19 protein-coding genes and 1 pseudogene are annotated in these 19,910 nt (G+C 62.7%); 11 read left to right on the top strand and 9 right to left on the bottom strand.

The features are described from left to right. Positions 1 to 9: 9 nt before the first annotated feature. The 4 genes from BRA42_RS02545 to nifU all read left to right on the top strand — a co-directional run bounded on the left by BRA42_RS02545 (position 10) and on the right by nifU (position 2,296). The gene (locus tag BRA42_RS02545) at positions 10 to 261 is read left to right on the top strand and encodes a sulfurtransferase TusA family protein (RefSeq protein ID WP_292408806.1); all 252 of its coding nucleotides are present in this window, start codon (positions 10 to 12) and stop codon (positions 259 to 261) included. 110 nt (positions 262 to 371) lie between these two features. Further along, positions 372 to 731: a DsrE family protein gene (locus BRA42_RS02550; protein WP_292408810.1), complete on the top strand. Its 360-nt coding sequence runs from the start codon at positions 372 to 374 to the stop codon at positions 729 to 731. 12 nt (positions 732 to 743) lie between these two features. Beyond that, a complete protein-coding gene (locus BRA42_RS02555) occupies positions 744 to 1,898 on the top strand; it encodes a cysteine desulfurase family protein (protein ID WP_342770910.1) in 1,155 nt (384 codons plus the stop codon). An 11-nt stretch (positions 1,899 to 1,909) separates the two neighbouring features. Beyond that, entirely contained in the window at positions 1,910 to 2,296 is a 387-nt protein-coding gene (nifU, locus tag BRA42_RS02560; protein ID WP_292408816.1) for a Fe-S cluster assembly scaffold protein NifU, read from the top strand. Between the two features lie 11 nt (positions 2,297 to 2,307). Here nifU and cofD read toward each other — a convergent pair whose 3' ends face one another. Together cofD and BRA42_RS02570 are read right to left on the bottom strand one after the other, a co-directional pair. Further along, positions 2,308 to 3,213, bottom strand: coding sequence for a 2-phospho-L-lactate transferase (cofD, locus tag BRA42_RS02565; RefSeq protein WP_342770911.1), 906 nt, complete (start codon positions 3,211 to 3,213; stop codon positions 2,308 to 2,310). Positions 3,214 to 3,286: 73 nt separating this feature from the next. Next, on the bottom strand, positions 3,287 to 4,195 hold the full coding sequence (locus BRA42_RS02570) for a 2-phospho-L-lactate transferase CofD family protein (RefSeq protein ID WP_342771039.1): 909 nt from the start codon (positions 4,193 to 4,195) through the stop codon (positions 3,287 to 3,289). A gap of 47 nt (positions 4,196 to 4,242) precedes the next feature. Between BRA42_RS02570 and BRA42_RS02575 the strand changes: the two genes are divergently transcribed. The 4 genes from BRA42_RS02575 to BRA42_RS02590 are packed head-to-tail and all read left to right on the top strand — an operon-like array spanning position 4,243 to position 8,420. Continuing rightward, the gene (locus tag BRA42_RS02575) at positions 4,243 to 5,451 is read left to right on the top strand and encodes an HD domain-containing protein (protein WP_292408824.1); all 1,209 of its coding nucleotides are present in this window, start codon (positions 4,243 to 4,245) and stop codon (positions 5,449 to 5,451) included. 14 nt (positions 5,452 to 5,465) lie between these two features. Continuing rightward, positions 5,466 to 6,011, top strand: coding sequence for a UbiX family flavin prenyltransferase (locus BRA42_RS02580; protein ID WP_292408827.1), 546 nt, complete (start codon positions 5,466 to 5,468; stop codon positions 6,009 to 6,011). A 3-nt stretch (positions 6,012 to 6,014) separates the two neighbouring features. After that, positions 6,015 to 7,256, top strand: a complete 1,242-nt coding sequence (locus BRA42_RS02585; RefSeq protein WP_292408829.1) for a UbiD family decarboxylase — start codon at positions 6,015 to 6,017, stop codon at positions 7,254 to 7,256. 3 nt (positions 7,257 to 7,259) lie between these two features. Further along, the gene (locus tag BRA42_RS02590) at positions 7,260 to 8,420 is read left to right on the top strand and encodes an aconitase X catalytic domain-containing protein (RefSeq protein WP_292408832.1); all 1,161 of its coding nucleotides are present in this window, start codon (positions 7,260 to 7,262) and stop codon (positions 8,418 to 8,420) included. Positions 8,421 to 8,436: 16 nt separating this feature from the next. Here BRA42_RS02590 and BRA42_RS02595 read toward each other — a convergent pair whose 3' ends face one another. Continuing rightward, positions 8,437 to 9,891, bottom strand: coding sequence for a glutamate synthase-related protein (locus BRA42_RS02595; protein WP_292408980.1), 1,455 nt, complete (start codon positions 9,889 to 9,891; stop codon positions 8,437 to 8,439). A 50-nt stretch (positions 9,892 to 9,941) separates the two neighbouring features. Beyond that, positions 9,942 to 10,997, bottom strand: a complete 1,056-nt coding sequence (locus BRA42_RS02600) for a class II glutamine amidotransferase (RefSeq protein WP_292408835.1) — start codon at positions 10,995 to 10,997, stop codon at positions 9,942 to 9,944. Between the two features lie 119 nt (positions 10,998 to 11,116). Here BRA42_RS02600 and glnA point away from each other — a divergent pair, with 119 nt between their 5' ends. The 3 genes from glnA (at position 11,117) to BRA42_RS02615 (ending at position 13,244) form a co-directional block, all read left to right on the top strand. Beyond that, positions 11,117 to 12,445, top strand: a complete 1,329-nt coding sequence (gene glnA / locus BRA42_RS02605) for a type I glutamate--ammonia ligase (RefSeq protein ID WP_292408837.1) — start codon at positions 11,117 to 11,119, stop codon at positions 12,443 to 12,445. Between the two features lie 95 nt (positions 12,446 to 12,540). Beyond that, entirely contained in the window at positions 12,541 to 12,798 is a 258-nt protein-coding gene (locus tag BRA42_RS02610) for a HEAT repeat domain-containing protein (RefSeq protein ID WP_292408839.1), read from the top strand. Between the two features lie 164 nt (positions 12,799 to 12,962). Further along, positions 12,963 to 13,244: a HEAT repeat domain-containing protein gene (locus BRA42_RS02615; RefSeq protein ID WP_342770913.1), complete on the top strand. Its 282-nt coding sequence runs from the start codon at positions 12,963 to 12,965 to the stop codon at positions 13,242 to 13,244. A gap of 7 nt (positions 13,245 to 13,251) precedes the next feature. Here the strand turns inward: BRA42_RS02615 and BRA42_RS02620 are convergent. From BRA42_RS02620 to BRA42_RS02640, 5 genes and pseudogenes are all read right to left on the bottom strand, one after another. Beyond that, positions 13,252 to 14,531, bottom strand: a pseudogene (locus tag BRA42_RS02620) (SLC13 family permease). A gap of 283 nt (positions 14,532 to 14,814) precedes the next feature. Further along, positions 14,815 to 15,870, bottom strand: coding sequence for a type II secretion system F family protein (locus BRA42_RS02625; protein ID WP_292408844.1), 1,056 nt, complete (start codon positions 15,868 to 15,870; stop codon positions 14,815 to 14,817). 2 nt (positions 15,871 to 15,872) lie between these two features. Next, positions 15,873 to 16,796 (bottom strand): type II secretion system F family protein, encoded by a 924-nt coding sequence (locus tag BRA42_RS02630; protein WP_292408846.1) that lies wholly within the window; start codon positions 16,794 to 16,796, stop codon positions 15,873 to 15,875. Then, positions 16,793 to 19,165, bottom strand: coding sequence for a type II/IV secretion system ATPase subunit (locus BRA42_RS02635; RefSeq protein WP_292408848.1), 2,373 nt, complete (start codon positions 19,163 to 19,165; stop codon positions 16,793 to 16,795). Before BRA42_RS02635 ends, BRA42_RS02630 begins: the two co-directional genes overlap by 4 nt. Next, complete coding sequence (locus BRA42_RS02640; RefSeq protein ID WP_292408850.1) at positions 19,152 to 19,793, bottom strand: carboxypeptidase-like regulatory domain-containing protein; 642 nt, start codon at positions 19,791 to 19,793, stop codon at positions 19,152 to 19,154. The genes BRA42_RS02635 and BRA42_RS02640 overlap by 14 nt, the downstream gene beginning before the upstream one ends. Between the last annotated feature and the right edge of the window lie 117 nt (positions 19,794 to 19,910).

The following is a 19,910-nucleotide window of genomic DNA, read 5'->3' on the forward strand; positions in this document are numbered from 1 at the left end:
GTGAGGAAAATGGTGTATGCGGATAAGACGGTCAGTTGCATTGGTATCTGCCAATCGCCCCTGCTCTCGATCGAGGCGGGGATGGAGACGCTCAACGCGGGACAGGTCCTGCAGGTGACGACCGACAAGCCGGACCTTGTCGAGGAGGTCAGGTCCTGGGCCGGTCAGAGCGGGCACGCGCTCGAGGAAGAACACTTCGCATCGGGCGTGACGACCCTCCTCGTGCGCAAAGGAGCGACGGTGACGACAGAGGCGACGTGATGAACACCGGCGGCTATGCGGACAACCTCCCGACCCGGGAGGGCGGGAACCAGGAGCCCGTGAACGAGGAGAAGGCACCGTTATCCGCCCGAAAAGGAGTGTAAACCGGCATGGCGCGGATACTTTACATCCAGACCAGCGGCACCGACACCCCGGAGCGATTGTATGCCCCGTTCATGCTCGCGATGACGGCGCGCGCGACAGACATCGACGCCGACATCTTCTTCATGATCAAAGGGGTGACGGTCGTCAAGAAAGGCGCAGCGGAGAAGATCAAGGTTGGAAGTTTCCCGAAACTCTCGGAGATCCGCGACCAGGCGATCTCCGCGGGGGCGACAATCTACATCTGCGAGCAGAGCACCCAGCTCTTCGGTATGGCGCGGGGCGACTTCATCGAGGAAGGCCGGGTCGTGGGTGCACTCACTTTAAACGACCTCGCACTCGACGCCGATGCGGTCATAACGTTCTAGGAGCGGCCGGGTATGGAGGAGCGGATCTATCTCGACCACGCAGCGGCGATGCCGATCCACCCTGAGGTCCTCCGGTTCGGGAACCGGTTTCTTGCCGGTTTCGCCGGCAACCCCTCCACGATCTATCGGGAAGGGCTTGCGGCAGAGGAGGCTGTTTCCCGCGCGCGGGAGGAGGTGGCAGCGCTCATCGGCGCGAGCGACCCGGCTTCGGTCATCTTCACCAGCGGGGCGACCGAATCGAACAACATCGCCGTCAGGGGGACCGCGCTCCGGAACATGAAACGGGGCAAGCGGGTCGTTACGAGCACCATCGAGCACATCTCGGTCCTGAACCCGGCAAAAGTTCTTCTGAAGAAGGGTTTTGCCGTTACAGAGGTCCCGGTCGACCGTTACGGCACGATCGACCTCGGCGCCCTCGAAGAGGCGGTCACGCCGGAGACCGTCGTCACGTCGGTCCACTACGCAAACAACGAGATCGGGACGATCGAACCGATCCGCGAGGTGGCGGAGATCGTCCACGCGCGCGGCGGTTTTCTCCACGTGGACGCCACCGACGCCGCCGGACGGGTACCGATAAACGTGGAGCGCGCCGGCATCGACCTCGCCACCCTCTCCTCGAACCAGCTCGGGGGACCTCAGGGGATGGGAGCGCTCTACATCCGCCCCGGCGTCCGGGTCCAGCCGGTCCTTGTCGGGGGCGGGCAGGAACGCGGTCTCCGGCCCGGGACCGAGGACGTCTTCGGGATCGCCTGTATGGGAGAGGCGGCCCGGCTTGCGGCAAAAGAGATGCTGGAGGAGAGCAGGCGCCTTGCCGCGATCCGGGACCGGCTTATCGCCGGGATCACGGATATCGAGGAGGCCTACCTGACCGGCCACCCAACGGAGCGGCTCCCGCACCACGCGAGTTTTCGCTTCTCCCGGATCGAGGGGGAGAGCATCCAGCTTGCCATGAACATGCTCGGGATCGCCGTCGCCACCGGGTCGGCGTGCACCTCACGGACGCTCGAAGCCTCCCACGTCCTCCTTGCCATCGGGCTCGCCCACGAGGAGGCGCACGGGTCGATGGTCGCAACGCTCGGGCGCGAGAACCGCGCGGACGAGGCGCCCCGGGTTGTAGACGCCGTCAGAGAAACAGTTAAACGCCTGCGGGCCATTACTCCGCTATAGGGGTGAAGAATTTGGCAGACCAGATCGGATACAGCCAGAAGGTGATGGAGCACTTCATGAACCCGCACAACGTCGGGGTGATCGAGAACGCGGACGGTTACGGCAAGGTCGGCAACCCGGTCTGCGGGGACATCATGGAGATCTTCATCAAAGTCAAGGATGATGTCATTGAGGATATCAAGTTCCGGACGTTCGGGTGCGGGTCGGCCATAGCCACGAGCAGCATGGTTACCGACCTCGCCAGGGGAAAGACGCTCGACGAAGCGATGCAGATCACCCGCGACGATGTGGCGACCGAACTTGAGGGGCTGCCGCCCCGGAAAATGCACTGCTCCAATCTCGCAGCGGACGCACTCCACGCGGCGATACAGGACTACCGGGAGAAGCAGAAGAAGTAGATGTGGGTTTTTCAGCACCGGTAGACCAGCGTCATGATGCTTTTTGCAAGGTCCAGGCTCTTTCCCTGGTAGGCCATGAGGGTATCCCGCCGGAGCGCTCCCTTTATCCGGACGGGGTCCCGGATGTCCTGGATGAAGACGTCGATGAGGTCCTCATACAGTCCGTAGGTCCCGGCCGATGAGGGCTCCTTTCCAAAAGCCTGCATCAGGGCCGCCGCCGGGCCGCTGATCGGCGCGTCCCCGATGAAGGGGCTGATTGCGACGACGCACCGGTGACGGCGGAGTGCCTCCCGCACCCCCGCACACTCGAGAATGGGCGATATGCTCGTTACCGGGTTGCTCGGGCCGATCACCACGGCATCGCTCGCCTCGATTGCCCGGATAGCCTCCTCTGTCGCAACCGGCGGCTGACGGAACCGGCGGACCACGCCGTCGATCGTTACGTTCCCCCGGTGTTTCACCCAGTACTCCTGGAAATGCATCTCGCCCCGGGGCGTGTGGACGTAGGTCGTCACGGCGGAGTCGGTCATCGGAAGGACGGTGGCCCGAACGCCGAATTTCCGGCAGAGCACCGAGGTCGCCTCGGTGAGGCGCATGCCGCTTCTGAGCATCTCTCCTCTCGCGATGTGCACCGCCCGGTCCTGGTCCCCGACGGCGATGAACTCCTCGATGCCGAGTCTCGCGAGGAGGCCGTGCGTGATGGAGGTGTCGTTGCGGATTCCCCACCACTGGCCGGTATCGAGGATGCCCGCAAAGAGGTACATGACCGTATCGGTATCAGGCGAGAGGTGATTGCCGGAGAGCCACATATCCTCGGCTGTGTTGACGATGACTGCAATCTCCCGCTCCTCCAGCAGCTCCAGCATGCCTCGGAGGAGCTTCGGGGTCCCGGTCCCGCCCGAGAGGAAGGTTATCATTGAACAAATAGCGTATCGGGCCTATCCGTATATGAGCGTTTCCAATCGCAATGGGCGATGAATATCCCTCGTTTCACGAAACCGCGTGCCGAATGACCGCCATGATGTCCCAGGCGAGCGACTCCGCCTGGCGCTCGTGCAGAAGATGGGTCTCCAGGCGGAGCGAGCCGGCGACCTCGTCGGGGTCGTGGAGGTCCTGGACAAAAACGTCGACAACATCCTGGTAAAGCCGGAAAACCCCGGGAGAGGTCGGCGTCTCGCCGACGGCGTACATGAGCGCGGTGTCCTTTGGGTCCGGCGCAACACCCCCCTGGAACGGCGAGACCGCGATGACGAACCGGTCGCGGAGAAGGCGACGCATCCCGGTGCAGTCGAGGAGGGGGAGAACGCTCGCCGCCGGGTTCGCAGGGCCGATCACCACGGCGTCGCTTGCCTCGATCACCGCACGCACCTCGTCCGTGACCGCGGGTGACCCGGGTGCGGTGCGGACGAGCTCCCGCACCTCGGTATCGGCCCCGGCGGTCATCCGGTAGGTGAGGAGCGGCAGACGTTCGGTGCCGGTATCGACGAACAGGGGGGCCTCCGTGTCGGTTGTCGGGAGGACGGTCGCCCCGATGTTGAGCGCACGGCACTGCGCCTGCACCGCCTCCGTCAGGGTCCTGCCCTCGTTGAGAAGCCCCGCACGGGCGATCTGGACGGCGCGGGCGCGGTCACCGACCGGGAAGGGTTCGCCGCCCGCAACCCTCGGGAGGTAACCGTGGGTGATGCAGGTATCCCCTTTTATTCCCCACCATCGGCCGGTATCGAGGATGCCCGCAAAGAGGAAGACGGCGGTATCGATCTCGGACGCACAGTGGCCCCCCGAGACCCAGCAGTCCCCGGCGGTGCTCGCGACCACGGCGATCTCGCTGTCGTAGAGGATCTGCCGGACGCCCTGTATGAGTGCAGGCACTCCGGGCCCGGCCGAAAGGAAGGTGATCATGGCTGAATACCTTTATCGTTTATCTCCCAAGATTCTTAACGGAACTGATGAAGATCATCAAGGACCCGGTTCACGGCTACGTCGAGGCCGATGCGCTGACACTCCGTCTGCTGGACTCGATGCCGGTCCAGCGTCTCCGTCACGTCACCCAGCTCGGGTTTGCAAACCTCGTCTACCCCGGCGCAAACCACACCCGGTTCGAGCACTCGCTCGGGACGATGCACCTTGCGGGTCTCATGTGCGGGAACCTCGGGCTTGACGACGGCGAGACGCGGCTCGTCACCACGGCCGCCCTCCTCCACGACATCGGCCACGGCCCCTTCTCCCACGTCACCGAACCGGTGATGGAGGAGTTTACCGGGAGGAGCCACCACCAGATCGACCGCCTCGTCAGGGAGGGGACGATCGCCGGGGTCCTCGAAGCGGAGGGGATCGACCCCGCCGAGGTATGTGCCGTCGTCTCGGGGGAGCACCGCCTCGCGAGCATCATCCACGGGAGCCTGGACGTCGACCGGATGGATTACCTGATGCGGGACGCTCACTATACCGGCGTGCCCTACGGGACGGTCGACGCTCACCGGCTGATCCGGTGCACCGTTTTAGCCGAATCCGGCATTGGCCTCTCTGAAGGCGGGATCAACGCCGCCGAGTCGCTCCTCATCGCCCGGACCCTCATGCGCCCGGCGGTCTACTTCCACCACGTCAGCCGGATCGCGACGAGCATGTTCGTCCATGCCCTCCGCGAGGAGGTGCAGAACGTTCCGGGTGTCGACGCCTGCGAACTCGTGCGGATGGACGATGCCGCCTGCATGGAGCGGCTGAAGCACTCCCCGCATGCGATCACCCGCGACCTTGCCTGCCGGGTCTACGCCCGTGACCTCTATAAGCGGGCGCTCTACGTCGGCGAAGACCGGGTGAACGCCGCTGCCCTCCAGCAGAACCTCGGGGCGGCCCGGGAACGGGACCTTGCCCGGGCAATCGCCGGGACCGCGGGGGTCCCGGAGGACGAGGTGCTTGTGGACATCCCCCGCCTCCCGGGCCCTCTCTCGATGGAGGTCCGGGTCAGGAACAGCCACGCCATGGTGGATATCGAGGAAGTCTCCCCCCTCATCAACACCTTAAACGATACCCGGCGGCAGCAATGGCGTCTTGGCGTCTACACGACGGAGGAGCACCGCCACGCGGTGGAGCAGGCGGCGATGGAGGTGCTCCGGGTGAAGCGGGCGACAAAGCAGGATAAACTTGTAGTTGCATAACGCATGAGGAGCACATGAAGAAAGAATTCGTCGTCGGGGTCACGGGGGCAAGCGGGGTCATCTACGCCCATCGCCTGCTCGAGGTGCTCTGCGACCGCGCAACGGTGCATATCGTCGTCTCCGACGTCGCCCGGCAGATAGCCGCGATCGAGCGCGTGGACCTCTCCGGGTTCGACGCCATCTACGCCGATAACAGCGACTTCGCGGCCGATATCGCGAGCGGCTCGTTTCGTTACGACGGGATGGCGATCGTCCCCTGCAGCATGAAGACGCTTGCCGCGGTCAGCAACGGCCTCGCGGACAACCTGATCGCCCGGGCGGCGGATGTCTGCCTCAAGGAAAGGCGGCCCCTCCTCCTCCTCCTCCGGGAGATGCCGCTCTCCCGGGTCCATTTAAAGAATATGCTTGCCGCCGACGAGGCCGGCGCGACCGTGATGGTCGCAAGCCCCCCCTTCTACCAGCACCCGAAGACCATCGACGACCTCGTCGATATGGTGGTGGCCCGGGTGCTCGACCACCTTGGTGTCGAGCACCGTCTCGGGACCCGATGGAGTGGATAACAGATGCGTGATTTCATAGCAATGATGCGCAGGCAGGGCAGGGTCGAGGATATCGAGCGGCCCTGCTCGACCGTCTACGAGGCTCCCCGTATGGCGAGCAGGACCGATAAGATCCTCTTCTTCCACGACCTCGACGGTCACCGGGCGGTGATGAACCTTCTTTCCGACCGCCGGTCGCTTGCAGCGGCGCTCGGCGTGGATGAACGCGGCCTCGTCAAACACCTTGCGGCCGCGACCTACAGCGGCCGCGTGACGGACGCCGGACGATGCGAGGGCGGCACCCCCGCCGACCTCTCCCGCCTTCCGGTCATGAAACACTTCCCCGGGGACGCCGGGCGCTACTTCACGTCCGGGATCGTCTTCTCGCGCTTTGACGGTGTGGAGAACGCCTCCATCCACCGGCTGATGGTCCTCGACGACCGAAGGGTGGCCGCCCGCCTGGTGGAGGGGAGGCACACCCACACCCTGCTTTCGGCGGCTCTTGCCCGGGGGGAGAGGCTCCCGGTCGCGGTCACCGTCGGCACCCACCCGCTCGTGACGTTTGCCGCCTGCACCCGTGTACCGGAAGGAAAGGAATTCGCCTATGCCGCGGAGTTGATGGGCGGGGAACTCGCCGTCCGCGAGTGCGGGAACGGCGTCCGCGTTCCCGACGCCGAGATCGTGCTCGAAGGTTTCATCGGGGCGGAGACGGCCCCGGAAGGGCCGTTCGTCGATATCACCGGCACCTACGACCCCGTGCGCCTTCAGCCGGTGATCGAGTTCACCCGGATGTACTGCAAGGAGGACCCCATCTACCACGGCATCCTCCCCGCAGGCGACGAGCACAAACTCCTGATGGGAGCGCCGTATGAACCGAAGATCTATCGCGCGGTCAGCGAGGTGACGACGGTGCGTGACGTCCTCCTCACGAAAGGCGGCGCCGGCTACCTCCATGCGGTGGTGCAGATCCGGAAAAATACGCAGGGAGACGCGAAAAACGCCATCATGGCGGCGTTCGCCGCCCATACGTCCTTAAAGCACGTCGTGGTGGTGGACGAGGACATCGATATCCGCGACCCCTACGATGTCGAGTACGCGATCGCTACAAGGGTGCGGGGAGATACCGATATCATGGTCGTCACCGGGGTGCGGGGCTCGTCGCTCGACCCGACGCGCCTTGCCGACGGGACGAACGTGAAGGTCGGGGTCGATGCCACGATGGTTATGGGGAGAGAGGACGAATTTAAGAGGGCGGGGTGGCCGTAGTCTATGTACCTCGATAACGATGATGAAAGGGTGCTTGCCGGGGAATTCGGCGAAACACGCCAGAAAATGATGGAGATCCTGGTCGCGCTCGGGGGAGTCTACGGGGCCGAGAAGCTCATCCCGATTGCGAGCGCCCAGGTGAGCGGCGCGTCCTACAAGACCATCGGGAAGTGGGGGCTTGCCTGGCTGCAGAGCCTCAACGCCCGGGTTGCGGTTCCGACGGTCTTAAACCCCATCGGGATGCCGCAGGAGGGGTGGCAGGAGTTCGGGATCGCCGAAGAGTTCGCCCGCAACCAGGAGGAGGTCGTCCGGGCTTACCGGCGGCTCGGCATAAAGATCGAGTGCACCTGCACGCCCTACTACCTTCGCATCACGGAGTACGGGGAGCACCTGGCCTGGTCGGAGTCGTCGGCGGTGGCCTACGCCAACTCGGTCCTCGGCGCCCGGACCAACCGGGAAGGCGGGCCGAGTGCCCTTGCGGCGGCGATTATCGGGAAGACCCCCTATTACGGGTTGCACATCGTCGAGAACCGGCGGCCGCAGGTCGTCGTCGAGGTTGAGGGCGGCACGGGTCCGCGGGCCGACCACTGGGGCGCCGTCGGCTACATCGCCGGGAAGAAGGTGGGGAACCGGGTCCCGATCTTTTCCGGTATCCGGCCGGGTCGCGACCAGTTGAAGGCCCTCGGCGCCGCAATGGCGGCGACGGGTGCGGTCGCCCTCTTCCACGTCGATAAGATCACCCCTGAGGCCCGGATCTTTTCGTTTGCAACCGACGGCCTCGACCGGGTGACGGTGACCGAAAGCGAGGTCGAAGACCTCTTTGCGGAGACCGAGGTCGAGGCGGTCGCGGTCGGGTGCCCGCACTGCTCCGCCGCCGAGCTTCGCGACCTCGCGGACCTCCTCAAAGGAAAGACAACGACAAAGCCATTCTACGTCTTCGCCGCCCGGGGGGTCGCACAGGGTAACCCCGACCTCGTCGCCGCCATCGAGAGGAGCGGCGCCCGGGTGATCCCGGACACCTGCATGGTCGTCTCGCCGCGGATGGACGAGTTTCACTCGATTATGGTGGATTCCGGGAAAGCCCTCGCCTACGTCCCGGGGATGTGCGGGGCGTTCGCCCGGATCGGGACGAGAAGAGAGTGTGTCGAGGTTGCGACGTCGTGAGAGCCGGGGAGGGTTCTCATGCCCCCACCGACCTGACGTCGAGAACCTGCATCAGGCTCTCGTCGAGCATATAGCCCCGGAGCCGGTCGCGGTTGCCCCGCAGGCTCTCGATGCTGTTGATCCCGGCCGCGCCCAGGAGTTCGGCAAGTTCGAGCGTCCAGGCATGGATCAGGTTCGCCACCTGCTTCGACGCCGTGTCGGGGTTTAAGCGTTCGACGAGATCCTGGCGCTGGGTGGCGATGCCCCAGGGACAGAGACCGCGGTAACAGTTCCCGCAGACCCGGCATCCCATCGCCACGAGCGCCGCGGTGCCGATGTAGACCGCGTCCGCTCCAAGGGCAATCGCCTTCGCGACGTCGGCGCTTCCTCTGATGCCGCCGCTTGCAATGACCGAGATTTCGTTTCGGATCCCCTGGTCACGGAGTTTTCTATCCACGCTCGCGACCGCCGCCTCGATCGGGATGCCGACGTGGTCGCGGAAGACCTGCGGCGCCGCGCCCGTCCCGCCCCGGAACCCATCGACGACGATGGCGTCGGCGGGAGACCGGGCGACGCCGGCGGCTATCGCGGCCGCATTATGGACGGCGGCGATCTTGACGAAGACCGGTTTCTTCCACTCTGTCGCTTCTTTTATGCCGCGGACGAGTTGGGCGAGGTCTTCGATGCTGTAGATGTCGTGGTGCGGTGCAGGGCTGATCGCATCGCTCCCCGTCGGGATCATCCGCGTCCGGGAGATCTCGTCGCAGACCTTCTCCCCGGGAAGGTGCCCGCCGATTCCCGGCTTTGCTCCCTGACCGATCTTGATCTCGACGGCGGCGCCGCGTTCCAGGTAGTCGATGTTCACGCCGAACCGCCCGGAGGCGACCTGGACGATCATCCGATCCTGGTAGGGGTAGAGAGCGGAGTGGAGGCCGCCCTCTCCGGTGCCCATGAACGTCCCGACTTCTTTTGCCGCCCGGGCTATTGCCACCTGGGCGTTGAGGCTGATTGCACCATAACTCATATGCCCGATCATGATCGGGGTCTCGACCCGGAGGTTCGGGGTGAGCCGTGTCCGGAGTTCGATGTCGCCCGTCTCCCGCCGCCGGAGGTCCAGTCGCGCCGGTTTCTTCCCGATATGGGTGCGGAGTTCTATCGGTTCGCGGAGCGGGTCGAGGCTCGGGTTCGTGACCTGACAGGCGTCCAGCACCAGACGGTCGAAGATGACCGGGTAGTTGAGCGCGTTTCCCATCCCGGCAAGGATGATCTTCCCCGTCCTGGCCTGGTTGTAGATCGCTTCCCGGGCCTCCCGGGTCCAGAGGGGATGGCTCCGGTAGTCGCAGGGGTGCTCCTCGAGCATGATGGCGTCCCGGGGGCAGCAGGCGATGCAGCGGTGGCAGGCGGTGCAGTTCCGGGAATTGATGCATATCCGGTCGCCGTCCCGGGAAAAAACACCGTAGGAACAGTTTTCGATGCACCGTCCGCACTCCATGCACCGGACGGGGTCGACCTCGATCCGGTACCGGGAAGGCAGGCTCCCGATCACGGGGCAACCCTCCCGATCACCGGCTCTCCTGCGGCCGGCATCGTGATCGACTCGATTTTCGGCTCCATGGCCCGGATCGCCGCCTCCTCGCTTGAAATATAGAGGCGGTCTCCGCACTCACCGACGATCATCGGCCGGAGTTTGCTCCGGTCGGTGAACCCGACCATCGTATCGGCGTTTGCAGCCACGATGGCGAACGGCCCGTTCATCATTGCGGGGGCGTACGTAAGCCGGAGGGCGCTGTTCCACTCCCGCTCGGCTTCGGGCATCCGGTCGATATCCTCCCAGAATGGAGGGGCGAGCGCCCGGACCGCAAGGTCGACGTCGAGCCCGTGCCGCCGTACCAGGAGGTCGATTAAGTAGGCGACGACCTCGGTGTCGGTGAACATCGTGCAGGTGTAGCCGAAACTCTCGATGTAGCGCCGGTTGGTCCCGTAGGAGGTGATCTCGCCGTTGTGCACGACGCTCCAGTCAAGGAGGTTGAAGGGGTGCGCGCCGCCCCACCAGCCCGGGGTGTTGGTCGGGTAACGGTTGTGCGCAAGCCAGAGATACCCTTCGTAGTCCTCGATCCGGTAGAAGTCCGCCACGTCCTCCGGCCACCCGCCGGCCTTGAAGACGCCGAGGTCTTTTCCGGACGAGAATATGAGAGCACCCCGGTGGGCGGCGTTGACCTGCATCACGAGGGCGCTGGCGACGTCCTCCTCCGGCGTCGCGCTCCCCGGCACCGCGAGGGATGCGTCCGGCTTGAAGAAGTAGCGCCAAGGGGTGCAGGGCACCCGGAGGTTTTGCTGGTCGTAGGTCGGGATCGCCTCGTCATGCTCGATCGTCCCCCACTGCGCGAGCGTCGCATCGAGGAGCGGTTTACTCTCGCGGATGTTGTCGAAGAAGACATGGAGGGCGTAGCAGTCCCGGTAGTCGGGGTAGACGCCGTAAGCGACGTACCCTGCCCCCTCGCCGCTGCCGCGCTCGTTCATCATGGAGAGGGCCTGTCGGATGCCGGAACCGTCCATGGTCCGGCGTTTTCTGTCCATTACGCCAATTATGCCACACATTGCCATCACGGTCGATCCGCCCCCCTTCACGTCTCCCGGGGTCCGGGGTGGTTGGGGAACGCTCAGGTAGATATGATCTCGCTAGATATAAATACTATTGGAAGGAATCTTCCTTCCATATGTCCCCCGAGACCATCTCAGCAATGCTTGAGCGTATCGAGCAGGATAACGTCAAATTTCTCCGGTTGCAGTTCACCGACCTCCTGGGGCTGCCGAAGAACGTTGCTATCCCGGTGAAGCAGGCCGAAAAGGCGCTGACCGGCGGTATCGGGTTCGACGGGTCGTCGATCGAGGGTTTCGTCCGGATAGAAGAGTCCGACATGGTGCTCAAACCCGACCTCTCGACCTACACCCTCCTGCCCTGGCGGCCCCGGGAAAACAGGGTTGCCCGGTTTATCTGTGATGTCTGCAAGCCGGACGGGCACTCCTTTGAGGGCGACCCGCGCTACGTGCTCCAGAGGGCGATGGAGGACGCGGCAAAGGACGGGTATGTCTTCAACACCGGGCCGGAACTCGAGTTCTTCCTCTTTAAGGTGCTCGACGGCAGACCGACCACGCAGTTCCAGGACGGCGGCGGCTACTTCGACCTTGCCCCGACCGACCTTGCGGAAGATCTCCGGCGTGAGGCCGTTCTCGCCCTCACTGAGATGGGATTCGAGATCGAGGCTTCGCACCATGAAGTCGCCGAGAGTCAGCACGAGATCGACTTCAAGTACAGCGACGCTCTCCATACGGCGGATAACGTCATTACCTTCAAATTCGCGGTGAAGACGATGGCGCTGATGCGCGGTCTGCATGCGTCCTTCATGGCAAAACCGATCTACGGGATCAACGGGAGCGGGATGCACACCAACTGTTCGCTTGCAAAAGACGGGGCGAACGCCTTCTACGACCCCGATGCGCCGCTCCAGCTCTCGAAGACCTGCATGCACTTCATCGGCGGGCTGCTCAGGCACGCAAAGGCCATCACCCGCGTCGCGAACCCGACGATCAACTCCTATAAAAGGCTCGTTCCCGGATATGAAGCGCCCTGCTACATCAGCTGGAGCGCGAGCAACCGGTCAACCCTCATCCGTGTTCCGGCTCCCCGCGGCAACAGCACCCGCGTCGAGTTCCGCAGCCCCGACCCGACCTGCAACCCCTACCTCGCCTTCGCCGCGATGCTCACCGCCGGGATGGAGGGCGTCCGGGAGGAGATCGAGCCGCCGGTCGGCGCCGGCAATAACATCTATCACATGACCTCCGTCGAGCGAGACCGCGCCGGGATCGAGACGCTGCCCGGAGACCTCTATGAGGCCCACCAGGCCCTGATCGCCGACGACCTCATCTGCCGGGCGCTCGGTCCCCATGTTGTCGAGGCGCTCACAAACGCCACGAACGCCGAGTGGGACGCCTACCGGACGGCGGTCCACCCCTGGGAACTCGACCGCTACCTTGCAACCTATTAGCCTTTTTTTTATATGCGGCGGAATCTCCGCCTCAAACGTTGATTATATAACAAACACAATATAAATGTATTATCGATCAATACGGAAGGTTTTGTATGCGAGAGAACGATATCGACATGATGCGAAGGGCACGGAATATCGACGGACTGATCCGGGCGCTTTTAGACCCGGCGGATACCGTGCGGCTGGCGGCGGCTGAAGCCCTCGGCCTCGCCGGGGACGAACGTGCGCTCGAACCGCTGGAGCGGCTGAAGTTCACGGACCCGGACGTGGGTATCCGACGTGCGGCCTCGATTGCACAGGCTCAGGTCGCGGCGAGGATCGCGGCGAAAAGGGAAGCGGAAGGCGTCTGACTTTTTTGTGCCCGATAGGGCGAACGAATTTTTCGAAGAGATCGAGCGCCGGTTGATTCAAAGTACTGTTTTGGGCGTATCCTTGAAGAGGTGCCTGCTCGACCGATGCCCGGCTGCCCATCCGAAAAGGGTATATACCACCGGGACGTGCATCTCGCGTGTGTATGACGACACTCGACGATATCGATACCCTGCGCAACAACCGTGACGTCGACGGGCTGATCCGGGCCCTCGGAGATGCCGACGAGTTTGTCAGGACTCAGGCGGCCCTCTCCCTCGGGATGATCGCCGACCCGAAGGCGCGAGAGCCGCTCGACCGGATGAGAAGAGAGGACCCGAGCGCTTCAACCCGGGAGGCGGCCGCGACCGCGTATAAGTGGGTGGTCGGCCGGATTGAGGAGGTCGAGGCCGCCCGGGAACCCGGGCAGCCCCCGCCGACCTGGTAGACGCTGCTCAGACGGCGAACCTGAGCCAGAGCATCGCCGTTCCGATCCCGACCGTGACGAAGAGCACGAGCATACCCACCTTCAGGAACTCGACGAACGAGACGACGTGACCGTTCCGTTCGGCAATCCCGAGCACGACGACATTTGCCGACGCACCGATGGCCGTGCCGTTGCCGCCGAGGCAGGCGCCGAGCGAGAGCGCCCACCAGAGCGGGTAGGTATCCATCGACACGCCCATGTCCTGGATCAGCGGGATCAGGGTGGCGGTCAGGGGAATGTTGTCCACGATCGCGGAGGCGAGTGCCGAGAACCAGATGATGATCAGCATGGCCTCACCCTCCGAATGGACGTTCTCGACCACAAGCCCGGCGATGCTTGCGATGACGCCGGTCTCGACGAGGGCGCCGACGACGACGAAGAGCCCGCCGAAGAAGAAGAGGGCCGGCCACTCGATCTTTTCAAAGATCGCCTCCGGGGACTGCCTGCTCCAGACGAGGAGGATCGCGGCGCCGATCAGGGCGACGAGGGCGGGTTCCAGGCCGAGCCGGTCTGAAAGAAGAACATCCCGATGACGAGCAGGATGACGGCGACCGACTTTCCGAAGAGCGGCCGGTCGCGGATCGCCTCCCGCTCCTTCAGGTCCGCAAACGTCTTCTCGATCCCCGCCCGTTCGCCGGGTGAGAGATGGAGATCCTCTCTGTAGATGAGGGCGAGCATCCCCAGAACGACGATGAGGTCGACCGCCATGATCGGCGCCATGTTGACGATGAACTCGTTGAATGTCAGGCCGGCGGCCGAGCCGATCATGATGTTCGGCGGGTCGCCGATGAGCGTCGCCGCCCCGCCGATGTTGGAGGCGAAGATCTCGGCGATGAGGTAGGGGACGGGAGAGACGTTCATGACGCTCGCGACGTAGAGCAGCATCGGGGTGATGAGGAGGACCGTGGTGACGTTGTCGAGGAACGCGCTGGTGAGGCCGGTTACTATTGAGAAGAGCAGCAGCACCCGCATCGGGCTCCCTTTTGCAAGTTTCGCCGTTTTTATGGCGATATACTCAAAGAGGCCGCTTTCGCGAGATATGTTGACGATGATCATCATCCCCATCAGGAGGAAGATGGTGCCGAGGTCGACGTACTCGGGGATCTTCTCCCACGGGACGATGTGGAGAAAAACAATGACCGCGGCGCCGAGCATCGCCGCCGCCGCACGGTGTATCCGCTCGTCGACGATGAGCGCGTAGGTTACGATGAAGACGACGACGGCGATCAGTTCCGGGCCGACGGTCATGCTCCTCCGCCCGGGATACGGTTGGGGTTCGGGGCGGCGAGGCATGTCGCGGGAGATTGACTATTGGTCATGGAACTCTCCGAAAAAAATGAATATCCTGAGTTCAGGTTCGCGTGGCCGTCCTATAACTGTGCCGATCTCCATAGCCGCCGGGAGGGCGGAACTCCGCATTTCTGAGGCTCGGAGACATTCATGCGGGAGGACGGCGGCATGCACCGGTGCGCCCCGGGCTCCGGTCGACAGGATTGGGGCATCTCAAAAAAAAGAAACTCGTCCGGATTATTCAGATGAAGAACCTGAACGCAACCCAGGCGACCAGCACCATGACGGCGGCGTATTTCAGCCCTGCAAGCACCCGGCCTTCGCCCATAACCCCCGCCGCAAGCCCCGAGAAGAATCCCTGGATCATTCCCGAGTGGCAGAAGAGCCGGTTGTAGAGGAAGAGGTCCACGGTACCGATGAACTTTTGACTCGACCCCGACGCCGCGACCGCTTCTCCCGCCTCCGCCATCGTGGTGAGGAAGGTGCTCGAGAGCACCCCTATGACAAAGAGGAAGACGAAGAACGACATGATGACGATGACCACATAGATCCTCATACCGTTCTTCCGCTCGGTCTTCAGGTTGAAGAACTCGTAAGCGTCGTGGGCCGCCGCCCGCAATACCTCGCTCACATCGCCGCCGGCGGAACTTGCGTGGGCGATCAGGTCGACGCTCCGCTCGGCAAGATGGGTGTTCACGGCCTTCCCGAACCGGCGGATGGCCTCCACGAACGGGACACCCCAGGATATCTCGGTATCGAGTTTGCGGACGTGCGGAGTCAGCGCCCCGTACTCGCCCTCCGAGACGATATGGATGGCGTGCGGAAGCGTCATGCCCGAGTCGTTCATTCCGGCTACGTCCCGGAAGAAGTTCGGGAGGGACGCCTCGATACTATCCACCCGCAACCCCTCTTTGAGGTCGAGGATTGCAAGTGGCACGATGGCGATAAGGAGCGAGAAGACAAAGATGTCGTCGATCATCGTCGTCGTGAAGAGGACGCCGACGCCATAGGAGAGGATCAGGCTCAAGGACCCGCCGATGAGGAAAAGGAGCGCTATCGGGATGGAGACGAAGAGGACGGTGGCGGGCTCCTCGATCATCGCCCGGAGCGGGTGCTTGACGAACCGGTAAAACCCTTCCTGGTACTTCCGCCGGCTCTCAATTTTCGAGAAGATCTCCTGGTCCTGCTCATCGAATGTGTCGGGCGTCGGAACGCTCTCTGCAGCCGCACTATCCGGACGCGGAGTCTTATCCGGGGATCGGTTCAGGAAATCGTTTAAAATGTCTTTAAATCCCATAATCACACCTCCGGGGTCATGGAGCTGATCAGGAGGACGAACATGACGCTCCCGAACGGCACGAGCAGGTAGATGATAATATAGAGGAAGAGCGGGCTCGAATCACCGGAGATGAGCGTCATGATCGACTGCAGGATGATTAAAAAGAGCATGCCTGCGACCATTGCCGTAACGTAAGACTCCGCGATCAGCCCGAGCGTCTCAAGGAACGACTTCTGCTGCTGGTTGTTCTCGAGCGCATACTGGTGAGCCTTGGAGCGGAAATACTCCGTAAGGTTGCTCCCGCTGGAGATGCTTGCAACGGCGCCCTGCATGAACTCACGCATCCGGTCGCTCGGCGTCGCCTGCGAGACGACCCGCAGGGCGTCAAGGAGGTCCTTCCCGAAGAAGTCGGTCTCACGGGAGACGTAACGTGCCTCGACGGCACTCTCGCCGTAGATCTTGCTCTGGCCAAGCAGCCGGAAGACTTCGTCCGGGGTGATCCCCGCCGAAGACATGGCGGTGACGTAGTTGACGGCGTACGGGAGGGTCGCCTCGATATTCCGGCGGCGCTCCCCGGCCTGGATGCCGGGATAGAGGAGGAAGATCAGGTAAGTTATGCCCCCGAAGATCAGGAGAGAGAGGATCGTGATGACGATGGTGCCGAGCAAGAGTTTATAGTCGTTTAACGCGTAAAGGAACGCGGGGACCGCGCCTTTGTAGGTGATCATCTCGGGGACCCGCAGGAGATAGGTCAGGAGCCCGATGAACGCGGCGGCGACCAGCCCAACGACGATTGAGGATACATAAGCGGTCGCAAGGTAGGCCTCAAACGGCGTATTCATCCGGGCCCCCGTCAGGTCGTTCCTGAGCTGGACGAAGTCTCCCCGCTTCTTCTTTAAGTTACGGCCGATCAGGTTGAAACAGAACCGCTCATAACTGTTCATGCCGCTCCCCCCTCACCGTAGAGGTCGGCACGCACACGCTCGACGACCGCCTCAGGGTCCCGGAAGTAGGAGACCAGGATCTTGCTGACGTCGCGGAAGTAGCGGATCTTCTTGATGCGCATCCATTCAAGCACCTCCTGCCGTCGTTTCAGTTCTTCCTGCATCCGTTCCTCACTCCATCCACGGTCCTCCATGATCTGCTCAAGAATGTAGGACTTGCCGGAGTACCGGATCTCATCGGTCGCCGGGTACCACCGGAAGACCTCGTTCGTGATCAACTCGTTCGTCCGGGGATCGATATCCAGGATCTCAATGAGCTGCTTGTTGCGCCGGATCCGCTGGCCGCCTATCCGGGCCTGCACCTGGATGGACATCAGAGAAAGCGCAGAGAGCATGTTCCTCGGCACGTCGATCGGCGGGTTCTCCAGACGGTGAACGGCGCTTGCCACTGAGTCGGCGTGCATCGTCGCATAGGTGACGTGCCCGGTGCTCATCGCCTGGAAGAGGGTCAGGGCTTCACGGCCGCGAACCTCGCCGACCAGGATGTACTCGGGGCGCTGCCGGAGGGCGGCACGCAGAAGTTCGTACATGTCGATCTCGCCCCGCCCGTCCTGCGAGAACGAGTCTCGCGTGATGCTCGGGATCCAGTTCGGGTGGGGGAGTTTTAACTCACGGGTATCCTCGAGCGTGACGATCTTTGCGAGCGGGGGGATGAAGAGTGATATGGCGTTCAGGGTCGTCGTCTTCCCCGACGCCGTACCGCCGGCAAATATGCAGGACTTGGCGTTCTCGACCGCGAGCCAGATGAACGCGATCCCGAGCGGCGAGAAGGTGTGCCATTCGATAAGGTCCGTCGGCGTGATCGGTTCTTCCCGGAACTTCCGGATCGTGAACGTCGAGCCGTGAGCGGTCACCTCGGACCCGAGCGTCATCTGGATACGCGACCCGTCGCTCATCGTTGCGTCCAGCATCGGCTCGGCGATTGAGATATATTTCCCGGCCCGCTGCGCGAGTTTCGTGACGAACGAATCGAGGTCCGTTGCACTCTGGTAAATGAGACTCGTCTTCATCGATTCATAGGTCGTGTGATAGACGAAGATCGGGCTGTTCACACCGTCGCAGGAGATATCCTCGATATACTTGTCGTGCATGATCGGGTCGATAAGCCCGTCGCCGAGGAACTCCTTCTCCACATGGTAGAGCACCTTCTCCCGCCCGGGCGGCGTGATGTGGATCCCGTAATCGGCAATGATTGCGTTCGCTGCATCACGAAGCGCCTTCAGGGCTTCGTCGCGAGTGAGATTCCGGGTGGTGACGTCGAGCGTTTCAAAGAGGCGTTCCTTGATCTCCTCGAAGAGTTCCAGTTCACCGGGCGTGAGCACCGGCTCGATGACACTGTAGGTGTATTCGCGCGTCGTGCCGTCGTAGGTTACCCGGACATAGGCATACGGCTCGTTCACCGGGTAGAGTTCAATCTCCTCCAGTCCCGGCGAAGGTCGCATCGCGAGATCGACGAGCGGACCGTGGAGCGCCGGGTCGTATTCCTCGATCGTCTCCGTGGCCTTCGGAAGATGGAGTTTCGTGAGGAACCCGAGTCGGGACTGCGGAGCCTCGTCGGCCGGAGCCGCCTGTGCCGCAGCCGCAGCAAGCGTGGCGGTGGAAAGGGCTCGGGAGAAGAGGTCGTCGAACTCCGATACGACCCGGGCGTTATCGACGAAATCAAAATGGTGCTCGTTGCGAGTGAGGTTCAGTTCCTCGACCGTAAACGTGGCACTCTTCGGAAGGATCAGGTCTGCCAGGTTCCCGAGGTCGTCGACCGACACCACCCCGATAGAAAGGTCTTCGTCAGGTCCGGGCTCATCGACGGTCGCCGCACCGGAGTCCTCCCTGTCGGAGGGGTCGGGCGCATCGGCATCCTTAAGCCCCCTCATTCGGTCGAATATGCCGGAGCGAGCATTGCGCCCGGCGGAAGAGAGCGGCGCTCCCGCCCGGGTCCCGGCATCTCCTGCCGCCCGGGACGGAGAAACTGCGGCCTCTTTTGCAACACCCGACTTTTGCCGCTCAATTCTCTCCAGGAGCGATCGGACCAGATTTTCGCCGCCGCCCGTACGCCAGCCCCCGGAGGAAGGGGTCGGTCGCTCCTCCGTTTCGCCGGGAGCAGATCCGGCACTCACCGGAACCGCCTCCTCCTGTGCCGTCTCCCCGTTGGGTGGAGACGGCGGTACAGATTCGTCCGCCCCCGTCGCGAGTTTTCCGCTGTCAATCCCCGTCACAGTGTCCTCATTGCCGGTCACCGGTTTCCCGGATTGCGCGAGAAGATTCCTGACTGCTGTTATCAATTCACGTTCTTCATCCTCATTCGCTCTCATCCTCTATGCCCCCAATATCAACGCACGATTCTACCTGAGGTTCATGGAATTCAATGATGCACCGTGTCCGCTCTCCTGTTCGATCAGAGACCACGCACATATAACGCCCGTTAAGCAGCCGAAAACAGACTTTGCCCCCGGAATCGGTCACATCGCTCGTCATGACAACCTTTCCTTTTCTGATCGAGACCTGGGCTCCGGCAAGGGGTGTCCCCGAGTTATCGCGCACGGTCAGGCAGAGCACCCCTATCCGCTGTCGGGTAGGAGCACCGATGGTCGGAATGTCGAGGCGGCCGTTCTTCTTCAGGTGGCTCTTCTCGAAGACTCTGCAACGGGATACCAGCGCATCGACGATCTGCGGCATCACCTGGAAGAGTTCGAACTCTTCATTCCCGGAGAGGTGCAGGGCCGCCGCGTCGCCAAAGAGCGTACCCCTCTCATCGACAAATATGGCGCCATCCGGTTCGCCCCCAAGAAGAAGCAGGAAAAACGCATGCGTCTTTTCTTTCGAGACCGCAATTCCGGTCGGGGGATGAACACTACTGTGATGCAATAACTCATCAAGAGTAAAACGCCCTTCATACGCCGACTGTAGAAGGATCTCGTCCATAAGGTCGTTTATTTCCATGCACATCTTCAGGTATGGTATTTTTTTATGCTGGAGAGGGGGTTTTTCGCCCCCAATCACAATATACCACATCAGTATACTATTATTAATATCTTGTGTTAATCGATCTCAATTCAG

It is taken from the genome of Methanoculleus sp. UBA374, from assembly GCA_002508705.1.
GTDB lineage: Archaea > Halobacteriota > Methanomicrobia > Methanomicrobiales > Methanoculleaceae > Methanoculleus > Methanoculleus palmolei.

Excerpts from the sequence above, each read along its gene's own strand:
- BRA42_RS02545 (WP_292408806.1), top strand. The coding sequence starts at position 10 with ATGGTGTATGCGGATAAGACGGTCAGTTGCATTGGTATCTGCCAATCG.
- BRA42_RS02550 (WP_292408810.1), top strand. The coding sequence starts at position 372 with ATGGCGCGGATACTTTACATCCAGACCAGCGGCACCGACACCCCGGAG.
- BRA42_RS02555 (WP_342770910.1), top strand. The coding sequence starts at position 744 with ATGGAGGAGCGGATCTATCTCGACCACGCAGCGGCGATGCCGATCCAC.
- cofD (WP_342770911.1), bottom strand. The coding sequence starts at position 3,213 with ATGATAACCTTCCTCTCGGGCGGGACCGGGACCCCGAAGCTCCTCCGA.
- BRA42_RS02570 (WP_342771039.1), bottom strand. The coding sequence starts at position 4,195 with ATGATCACCTTCCTTTCGGCCGGGCCCGGAGTGCCTGCACTCATACAG.
- BRA42_RS02575 (WP_292408824.1), top strand. The coding sequence starts at position 4,243 with ATGAAGATCATCAAGGACCCGGTTCACGGCTACGTCGAGGCCGATGCG.
- BRA42_RS02580 (WP_292408827.1), top strand. The coding sequence starts at position 5,466 with ATGAAGAAAGAATTCGTCGTCGGGGTCACGGGGGCAAGCGGGGTCATC.
- BRA42_RS02585 (WP_292408829.1), top strand. The coding sequence starts at position 6,015 with ATGCGTGATTTCATAGCAATGATGCGCAGGCAGGGCAGGGTCGAGGAT.
- BRA42_RS02590 (WP_292408832.1), top strand. The coding sequence starts at position 7,260 with ATGTACCTCGATAACGATGATGAAAGGGTGCTTGCCGGGGAATTCGGC.
- BRA42_RS02595 (WP_292408980.1), bottom strand. The coding sequence starts at position 9,891 with ATGGAGTGCGGACGGTGCATCGAAAACTGTTCCTACGGTGTTTTTTCC.
- BRA42_RS02600 (WP_292408835.1), bottom strand. The coding sequence starts at position 10,997 with ATGTGTGGCATAATTGGCGTAATGGACAGAAAACGCCGGACCATGGAC.
- glnA (WP_292408837.1), top strand. The coding sequence starts at position 11,117 with ATGTCCCCCGAGACCATCTCAGCAATGCTTGAGCGTATCGAGCAGGAT.
- BRA42_RS02610 (WP_292408839.1), top strand. The coding sequence starts at position 12,541 with ATGCGAGAGAACGATATCGACATGATGCGAAGGGCACGGAATATCGAC.
- BRA42_RS02615 (WP_342770913.1), top strand. The coding sequence starts at position 12,963 with ATGACGACACTCGACGATATCGATACCCTGCGCAACAACCGTGACGTC.
- BRA42_RS02625 (WP_292408844.1), bottom strand. The coding sequence starts at position 15,870 with ATGGGATTTAAAGACATTTTAAACGATTTCCTGAACCGATCCCCGGAT.
- BRA42_RS02630 (WP_292408846.1), bottom strand. The coding sequence starts at position 16,796 with ATGAACAGTTATGAGCGGTTCTGTTTCAACCTGATCGGCCGTAACTTA.
- BRA42_RS02635 (WP_292408848.1), bottom strand. The coding sequence starts at position 19,165 with ATGAGAGCGAATGAGGATGAAGAACGTGAATTGATAACAGCAGTCAGG.
- BRA42_RS02640 (WP_292408850.1), bottom strand. The coding sequence starts at position 19,793 with ATGGAAATAAACGACCTTATGGACGAGATCCTTCTACAGTCGGCGTAT.